Origin of the sequence: Veronia nyctiphanis (assembly GCF_004116385.1) — a bacterium.
GTDB lineage: Bacteria > Pseudomonadota > Gammaproteobacteria > Enterobacterales > Vibrionaceae > Veronia > Veronia nyctiphanis.
Genome location: NZ_PEIB01000046.1, coordinates 22,938 through 31,309, shown reverse-complemented (window position 1 = coordinate 31,309; position 8,372 = coordinate 22,938). Strand labels below are relative to the sequence as shown.

General features: G+C 43.7%; 9 protein-coding genes and 1 pseudogene. 4 read left to right on the top strand and 6 right to left on the bottom strand.

What is annotated here, in order from left to right; all coding sequences use genetic code 11:
* Positions 1 to 90 (top strand): annotated as a pseudogene (locus CS022_RS25625) (thiol:disulfide interchange protein); the annotation flags it as partial.
* Between the two features lie 84 nt (positions 91 to 174).
* On the opposite strand, the gene CS022_RS22775 reads toward CS022_RS25625, so the two are convergent.
* Positions 175 to 516, bottom strand: coding sequence for a metalloregulator ArsR/SmtB family transcription factor (locus CS022_RS22775; protein ID WP_129124183.1), 342 nt, complete (start codon positions 514 to 516; stop codon positions 175 to 177).
* 523 nt (positions 517 to 1,039) lie between these two features.
* On the opposite strand from CS022_RS22775, the gene CS022_RS22770 reads away from it, so the two are divergent.
* The gene (locus CS022_RS22770; protein ID WP_129124182.1) at positions 1,040 to 2,017 is read left to right on the top strand and encodes a glutathione S-transferase family protein; all 978 of its coding nucleotides are present in this window, start codon (positions 1,040 to 1,042) and stop codon (positions 2,015 to 2,017) included.
* Between the two features lie 132 nt (positions 2,018 to 2,149).
* Here the strand turns inward: CS022_RS22770 and CS022_RS22765 are convergent, their stop codons facing one another.
* The 3 genes from CS022_RS22765 to CS022_RS22755 all read right to left on the bottom strand — a co-directional run bounded on the left by CS022_RS22765 (position 2,150) and on the right by CS022_RS22755 (position 3,971).
* Positions 2,150 to 2,728 carry an NAD(P)H-dependent oxidoreductase gene (locus CS022_RS22765; RefSeq protein ID WP_129124181.1) on the bottom strand — a complete coding sequence of 193 codons (579 nt, stop codon included), beginning with the start codon at positions 2,726 to 2,728 and terminating at the stop codon, positions 2,150 to 2,152.
* A gap of 80 nt (positions 2,729 to 2,808) precedes the next feature.
* Positions 2,809 to 3,504 (bottom strand): pirin family protein, encoded by a 696-nt coding sequence (locus tag CS022_RS22760; protein ID WP_129124187.1) that lies wholly within the window; start codon positions 3,502 to 3,504, stop codon positions 2,809 to 2,811.
* Between the two features lie 23 nt (positions 3,505 to 3,527).
* Positions 3,528 to 3,971 carry a DoxX family protein gene (locus tag CS022_RS22755; protein ID WP_129124180.1) on the bottom strand — a complete coding sequence of 148 codons (444 nt, stop codon included), beginning with the start codon at positions 3,969 to 3,971 and terminating at the stop codon, positions 3,528 to 3,530.
* Between the two features lie 158 nt (positions 3,972 to 4,129).
* Here CS022_RS22755 and CS022_RS22750 point away from each other — a divergent pair, with 158 nt between their 5' ends.
* The gene (locus CS022_RS22750) at positions 4,130 to 4,882 is read left to right on the top strand and encodes a LysR family transcriptional regulator (protein WP_235869864.1); all 753 of its coding nucleotides are present in this window, start codon (positions 4,130 to 4,132) and stop codon (positions 4,880 to 4,882) included.
* 222 nt (positions 4,883 to 5,104) lie between these two features.
* Here CS022_RS22750 and CS022_RS22745 read toward each other — a convergent pair whose 3' ends face one another.
* Positions 5,105 to 5,329 carry a glutaredoxin family protein gene (locus CS022_RS22745; RefSeq protein ID WP_129124179.1) on the bottom strand — a complete coding sequence of 75 codons (225 nt, stop codon included), beginning with the start codon at positions 5,327 to 5,329 and terminating at the stop codon, positions 5,105 to 5,107.
* Between the two features lie 75 nt (positions 5,330 to 5,404).
* On the bottom strand, positions 5,405 to 5,950 hold the full coding sequence (locus CS022_RS22740; RefSeq protein WP_129124178.1) for a DUF5943 domain-containing protein: 546 nt from the start codon (positions 5,948 to 5,950) through the stop codon (positions 5,405 to 5,407).
* 806 nt (positions 5,951 to 6,756) lie between these two features.
* On the opposite strand from CS022_RS22740, the gene CS022_RS22735 reads away from it, so the two are divergent.
* Entirely contained in the window at positions 6,757 to 8,190 is a 1,434-nt protein-coding gene (locus CS022_RS22735; RefSeq protein WP_161569724.1) for a hypothetical protein, read from the top strand.
* Positions 8,191 to 8,372: the final 182 nt, after the last annotated feature.

Genomic DNA, 8,372 nt, shown 5'->3' with positions numbered 1-8,372 from the left:
TAACGACCTCGGCATTACTATCCGTTACCTTGCCTATCCACGTTCAGGCCCGCAGCGCCTAACTTCCCGCAGATGAGTGCAATCTGGTGTGATCCAACCCAGACGGACAGATACCGCTCAAATAAGCCCATAAACTTCTATTCCTCTACAATTTCAGGTAGGCAAAAAAATATTTTAACAACACGGCTTTGACTCAGGCCGACTGCACATTGCGTCCAACCGCGCCATGGGAGCGTCGATAAGTTCACGGTTATCTGTGAAAGTCTTGTCCAGCACTGACAGACACCAATCAGGCAACTCAGGATTAATTCGGTAAAACACCCACTGTCCCTGTCGTCGATCCAACAGCAAACCGCATTGCCGTAACTGGGCAAGGTGGCGAGAAATCTTAGGTTGACTCAGGGTCAGCCCTTCAATCAATTCACAAACGCACAACTCATCCTGACTTTTGATTAGCAGTAAACATAACAGGCGGGTTTCATCAGCTAGACATTTGAAAAAAGAGACCGGAGACATCGTTTACCTTGAGCCGATAGTTAAACATACGGAAAATCATATATGTTTTTTACCTAATCAACCACAACTATGTCTAATCTCATGGGGATCATTACAGCAAACACCGTCGACCAATCGTTGATTTCACCCTTCCTCATTTACCACCCAAGTGGGCGACATTTCCAGGTGCTTAACAATCACAGACTGGCCTCATTGATTACGTTTGATGTCACCTGACGCATCTACTGTTCTCTTTTGAAGAACAATCATTTTACTTTTCCGCTGTTTTTCCTTCATTCAATAACACCTAATGTTTACCCATCGAGGATCGCAGGGCGTGGAGGGAGAACATTGGGCGTATTGATGAAGGGCATTTCAAGTGCAGTTGGCGACGGTTCAGCGAGTACACAAACCCGTTTGGCTACCTCAGGGAGCTTTATCAGGTCGACGGGCAGAGACGTTCAATTCACAGCTCATTGTACCAATCGGTCCAGACGCCACATAGACATGAAAATGTCGTTACTGCGCAATAAGGAGGTTCTAAATGGGTAAGTTAATTGAAGGCCGTTGGCTCACCGATGACCAGTTGCGTGAGTGGGAAGAAAAGCAATACACCGAGGCAAACGGACGTTTCGTTCGCGGTATAGCTAAGTTTCGCAGCTGGATAACGGCAACGGGAGAAGCTGGAGTAAGCGGAGAGGATGGCTTCAAAGCGGAGGCAGGAAGATACCATTTATTTGCCGCGCTGAACTGCCCGAGGGCCCACCGCACACTGATTTACCGCAAAGTAAAAAAGCTGGAAGACGTGGTTGGTCTGTCGCTGGTCGCGCCGCTTCGCACCGACCAAGGCTGGGTATTCGATAACACTGAAGCACATTTTACCGACAATTTGTTCGGGTTGAACGCCATGCATCAACTCTATGTAAAGTCCAATCCCGATTTTACTGGCAGAGTCACAGTACCCGTACTTTGGGATAAAAAGGCCGAAACCATTGCGAGTAATGAGTCGTCTGAGATTATCCGCATGTTCAACAGTGCATTTAATGGCATTACTGGTGACGCACAGGATTTCTACCCCGAAGCGTTGGCAAAAGAAATCGATGATACCAACGACTGGATTTTCAACACAGTTAACAATGGCGTTTACAAATCAGGATTCGCCCGAACACAGGAAACCTATGACGAAGCTGTCACCGCATTATTCGCCTCGCTGGAAGAGATTGAAGCGCGTCTTGGCAAACAAGCGTTCTTACTGGGTGATGCCATCACCGAAGCAGATTGGCGATTGCTGCCAACGCTGGTGCGGTTTGATGTCGGTTACTTCACCGCTTTCAAATGCAACCTTAAAGCACTGAGGGATTACCCAAACATCTCCGCATATTTGAAAACACTGGTGCGACAACCGGGCGTAAAAGACACCATAGATTTGGACGTTTATCGCCGAGGTTATCACTCGAAAAGCCCGCTGAGAAACCCTCATGGCATCGTGCCTGTGGCGCCATATGTGGGCTTTATGGACTGATCGTATTCAAACCGAACTGGCGGCTGCTATCAATGTACTGGCTGAACATACTGGTGTTAAACCAGTGAAGTGAAGCTGAACTCAACAAAATAAAGCGGGCACAGCCCGCTCTAACGTTTTGCAATGGGTGGTTTAAAGTGCAGCCAACAGTTCAGTCTGAGCTAGCTCACGACTGGTTGCGGCAGGGTCCTCACCGAGATTTAATGCCTCTGCATACACAAACTTAACGCTTGTAATACCCAAGAAGCCCAGCATGGTTGTCAGATAACCCGTTACGTGATCGCTTTCAGCGCCTTTATGAATACCACCACGAGTAGTAACAATAATCACTTTTTTATCTTCAAGTAGCCCCTTCGGGCCTTTATCTGTATAGGCGAAGGTCACACCTGCACGAGCAAGAAGATCAAACCAGTTTTTCAATTGCGTAGGCACCATAAAGTTGTACATGGGTGCGCCAATTAGCAGGGTTTCAGCTTGCTTTAGCTCATCGACAAGAGCATCTGAAAGATCTTTAATATGTTTAAGATCTCCCGTCAGCTCGTCATGGCTATTAATTGCTTTCATAGCATCAGCATCAAGAACAGGTAACGGTGAAGCGGCAAGGTCTCGAACAATAACATCACCAACATTTGAAACTGCAGCATTAATTAGCTGATTAGACTGAGAGTGTTCACCAAGAATACTTGACTTAAGTACAAGTAATGTAGACATGATATTTTCCTATATTGAATGAAGAGATGATGACCGAAAATTAATTCTGTTATTTTGAAATAATGCTAAGGAATTAACCTTTACGGCAAATCAAACACCAAGGCCGTCACTGTTGTTTTTCCTCTATTGGCTAAGTACATCGTATTAACACTTTCGATTTTCGCGCCATCACCAGCATTGAGTTCAATATCATCAAAAGTGAGAGTGCCACTAATTTGATGCAGGTAGATATGGCGGCCCTTTACTATTTCCATATCTAACTCGGTATTTGGCTCAAGGATTAATTGATGGAGTTTGGCATCCTGTTTGATAAGCAAAGTGTCATTTTCACCTGTCGGTGTAGCGATAGTGGTTAGACCTTGCTGTTTACCAAAATCTTTTTGTGCATAACTCGGCTTATTATTTAGGCTGCTTGGTTCGATCCAAATCTGTAAAAACCTTAATGGCTGTGTTTTTGATGCATTATATTCGCTGTGATATATACCAGTGCCCGCAGACATAAGTTGAAATTCACCAGCAGGTAAAATATGTAAATTCCCTTCGCTGTCTTTATGCTCTATTTCGCCTTCGAGCACATAGCTAATAATTTCCATATTTCTATGGCCATGGGTGTCAAAGCCTGCACCAGCATCAACGATGTCATCATTAATGACACGAAGTACGGAAAAGCCCATATGTTGTGGATCGTAATAACTACCAAAAGAGAAAGTGTGCTTGCTATTTAGCCAGCCAAAGTTTGCAACGCCACGTTTCTGAGAATCTCTAACCGTGATCATAGTGTTATCGCCTTTTAAAATATTTAAACCCATTTTCTTGCAGCAATTTCGTCTAATGACGCTTTACCCGCACCAGAAAAAGTCAAAGATATGCTGGCAGCCAGCAAAGACAGCCCAAATGCATAACCGTTATTGGCAACGAATAAACCGTGTTCGAAATGCACAGCGAAGATCGCAACCATCATGGTGAACGCGAGGACAAGTGATGCAGGTCGAGTCAACAGACCCAATAAAATAAATAACCCACCAAAGAATTCTGCGCTCCCTGCCAGAAACGCCATCAGCAAACCGGGGGTGAGGCCGATAGAGCTCATCCACTGCCCGGTAGCTTCAAGGCCAAAGCCACCAAACCAGCCGAACAGTTTTTGGCCACCATATGCCATAAAAATGATTCCTACAGGGACACGTAATGCGAGTGTGCCGTAGCCTACTTCTGTGTGTAAAAGTGTTCTTACCAAACCCTTCATGAACTTTCCCTCAAATAATTTCAATGCTCTTCTATCATTCTCAATACTTGATATTTAAGAGTGTTAAGCGTTGAAAATGAGTTTAGGTATGTTATTTTGAGAAAAATATCGAAACCTTTTGAAGTGTTATTTCAATTTTTTTGAATACAGGAAATGACGTGAACAATGCCATCACTATCGACGCACTGCGGGCGCTGGACGCAATCGATAAAAAAGGAAGTTTCGCTGCTGCGGCAGAGTCTCTGTATAAAGTGCCCTCAGCACTGACATACACCATCAAAAAACTAGAAGATGATATGGGTGTGGTTTTGTTTGATCGCACCCGTCAGCGAGCAACGCTCACGCCGACAGGGAAACTTGTTTTGGAGCAAGGTAGAGAGATTCTTCTGGCGACGAATCGGTTGGTGGATTCAGTAAAGCAATTAGAAAGTGGCTGGGAGAGTGAAATAAGAATTGCCAGAGATACCATCATTGATGCTCAAATCCTTTTTGATGTTCTCCATGATTTCAATGAGCTGGATACTAATGTTGATATCAGTCTTGGTGTGGAAGTACTCGGTGGCGGCTGGGACTCCTTGCATAGCGGTCGATCTGACATTGCAATTGGTGTAACAGGAGAACTACCGAAAGGAATGTTTCAAACCCACAAGATTGGCCGTCTTTCATTTGCGTTTGTTGTTTCACTCAATCACCCACTTGCAGACCATGAAGGCCCGATTGATAGCAAAACACTCAGTAAATACACAGCAATTGTCGCCTCAGATACCTCTCAGGTTCTGCCAGTAAGAGACAGTGGCCTGTTTAACAGCAGAAGAGTCATACGTGTGAACTCTGTCGAGTCTAAATTGGCAGCGCAAATACAAGGTTTGGGAGTGGGCTACTTCCCTAAACACATAGCCAACCCTATATAGCCAGTGGTGAGCTGGTCGAAAAGCGCTGTGAGAACCCGCGGCAAGACCAAGATTTATTTATCGCCTGGCACAAAGATAAAGAGGGTAAAGCGTTTGACTGGTTCGTTAACAAGCTATGTTCGCTTGATTGGGGATTGACGTGATGACTGCTTATTACTCGGGCTTGAGTTTCCGCTATATCGTTTGCAGCTTCCTAGCCAACTACTTTGATAGCTGGCTTCTTCACTTCAAAGCACTCTCTACTTTTTTTGGCGAAAAGCCATGTAACAAGGTATCGCCTATCTTGATCACCGGAACACCCCTTGCCCCCAGCGCCGCATGTTCTTTTCGACCTCGCGGTGTTCCTACATCACAGAGACGGTAACGGAGACCTTTTTTATCAAGAAACTGTTTTGCTGCCTGACAATGCACGCACTGCTTCGCAGTATAAAGTACGATGCGTTTCATCTTTCCATATTACGTTTACCAGAGTTGCGCATCACTTTAACTGTTGCTATCGATACTTGCCAGACAGCATTGTTATCAACCCACTGTTGTAGCCAAAGGTTTCACCTCAAATAAGCCGAATTGGCACCCTGGCTCAGCCTCACTTTGCAACTGCGTAGCCACTGTCTTCAGCGGGAACCCGACACCATTCGTCACCTGATCCATTGCTCCAGCCAGCCAACCTTTGAACATATAGTCAACTTTGTAGCCGGCTTCACCCATGTGATAGGCGAAGGCTGAATTCTCGAGGCGTACCCTAGCCTTTCCCTGTCTGACATCAAGGCTTTCTATAAATAGCTGCCCCCAGCCACGTTGAGACAACCTCCTCATATAATGATCAAAGACTGCAGCACCAGAAATATTGTGCGTCGCTGATTCCTGTTCACACCATAGAAAGGCTGATTGATACCCTGATTTGTACAGAAGATCAGAATACGCTTCATGGCCCAACGCATTCTCAACGGCCAAATGGTGATTCATGAAAAAATGCCGAGGCATGAAAAGCATGGGTTGGCCATCTGTAGACCAAACACCCGTTTCGCTGTCTACATCAATCGTTATCTCTGGAGGATGAGAGGTCATATTTCCTCCATGTTTTCATTGTTGTTTGTAAACGACGATTCTGTTTGTCTTGATGAAGAACTTGAGGTGTTAGGGGGAGATTCTTGTTTATGTCGGAGGAGGAGCTGTCTTGAGTGTCTGTGGTAATCAGCCACCATTTTTGTTTATGAAGTCGCTGAGATTGGTGCTTTCTTCTTGTTAAGCTTGAGCGGTTTCCCGTCATCGCGCCACGCATGGTTGCCTCTCTGATCTGTCAAAATGTCAACAGTCAATGGGTTTGGCACTCTTTGCCATAGTTACCGCATCCCTAACAAGTCACGCCAAAGACTATGTCCTGTCACTAGCCTTGCCAGCCAGTTCGCTATGAATGTAGCAATGTACTCTCAGTTCTCTCTTCTGGCTGTCTAAATTGTGAAGCTGAGTCGAATTAATCTTATTGTGTTGATGCAAGACTTCTTTTGCCAAATATTAGAGTAATACTTCTACTCTATTTTAATTCAAGCTAGTCCAAAGTTATTTCTTTCGTTGGCCAATCTATGTGTTAAATGAAATTAAAAGTTAATTTAACAGATAAATGGAATATATATATTGTTATATTAGTGATGGAACAAATACTTTTTTCGCGACACTCATAATCGGAGCACGGAAATGTTAGTTTCAATATGTATGTACAATTAATCGCATCTATTATGAAAAAATCCAAGAAGTAAAAGCAATACTGTAATTACTTTTTTTCCTTCAGGATTTTTATATGCGACTTATATCAGCCTCTGCATGGCGATTCTATTTTCGTTTCCGTGATATAAATAAAAACGTTAAAGGGTAAAATGAAAATGTTTAAATTACTGGGAAACTTAGATCAAAGGAAAATGAGTCATACACGCTTATTATTTTCGTGTGTTCCGTTATTACTCACACTCGTATTCACAATGCCGTCACAAGCAAGTAATAGTCGTTCAAGTAACGACCTAATCGCTCACTTCTCAAGTAATGGGAATCTCCGACTGTTAAAATCGACTGAAAACTGCCCTATTACAAAAGATATTACGCCGACAAGTTCTGCACTAGTAGTTAACGACCTTGCACTACTAGAAGAGCCGTTTGAACTGACAAGGACTTTATCTACCATCATTACCTCAACATCAGCGCCTGATACAACAACAAGCGAATTATTGGCAACGATGATTGATTCGTTCGGGGAAAGTACACAAAAAAAAGGCAAGGTATTTCTCGATAAAGATGTGCGAATTGAAAAAGACCTCTTCGCGCCATTACTTGCTCAACAACTTAAGCCAGTTGGTCTTTTTAACCGGTTTGATCTCGCTGATAAAGATGGCGCGCACTGCGGTGAATACCGAATTGTATATGCTAGGAGGTTTGGCTCCCCTTTTAACATCATTTTTGAAGCTGTTTACCCTAACCCATCACCTGAGATTGGTTTAGCTGGATGTACCAATGTTGCAAACTTCTGGGCAAGCCTACCCTCGCTGTCAAATGATGAGCAAATCGAAAAACTTGAAGATTTTTACTTTAACGGCATAGTGCATAATGATGAAAAATTAACGCCTGTTATTACCGCTGCCAATTTCGCTAATTTCACGGGCCAAGTAAGGACAAATACTTTTGTTGATAATCCATGGCAGCTGCGAGAGTTTAAAGTAAAAGTAGACAGCGAGAATAAAGCGGTATTTAATCCAGTCAGCGTAAAGGACAGCCCTTTAGCTGAACTTTACGACAAAGAACTTACTGCCGATGAACCTTTAACGCTACGACGTAAAGGTAATAGGTTCAGAGCTCGCTTTATCGATACATTCACTCCAAACCTTTTCGCTCCGGAAGCCAGTAATATTGATGACGAATTTGAACTCATTAATTCCATTTCATTGAACAACCAAAATAAATTTAACGATGTACAATCGTCAGCAAATAATTCTGACAACCCAACGTCAAAGGCCAGTCAAGATTTTAAAAACAGAATTGTTAAGCAAACAGGCTTTGACGCAGACTTAGTACTTGACCGTGCAGGAACGCAAACCTGTGGAGGCTGCCATAAGTTCTCATCAGGAAAAGTCGTTTCCTTTGGCAAAGACGGTGTCCGTGGTGGCGGTGATGATATTCTTTGGCCACAAGATGCAGGCTTTGTTCACATCACACGAAATGGCTCACTCTCTCAGGCGCTGACTGAATTTTTCTTGCCAATGCGAGAAATTGTATTGAAGCAATTCGTTTGCGACCCCCTAGTTAACCTTGAGAAGAAATAAACGTAGTAGCCAAAGTCACAACGAACCTAACGAAACGCCTGATAATTCCTATCAGGCGTTTTTTCGTCAGACAGGCTTACCTTGCTTTACATCCACAGTGAGTATAAAAGTGGTAATTTTTGACTCGCGGACATACCAACCCTATTCATATTTTCGGTCGACAACTCAATAATACTTCTGTG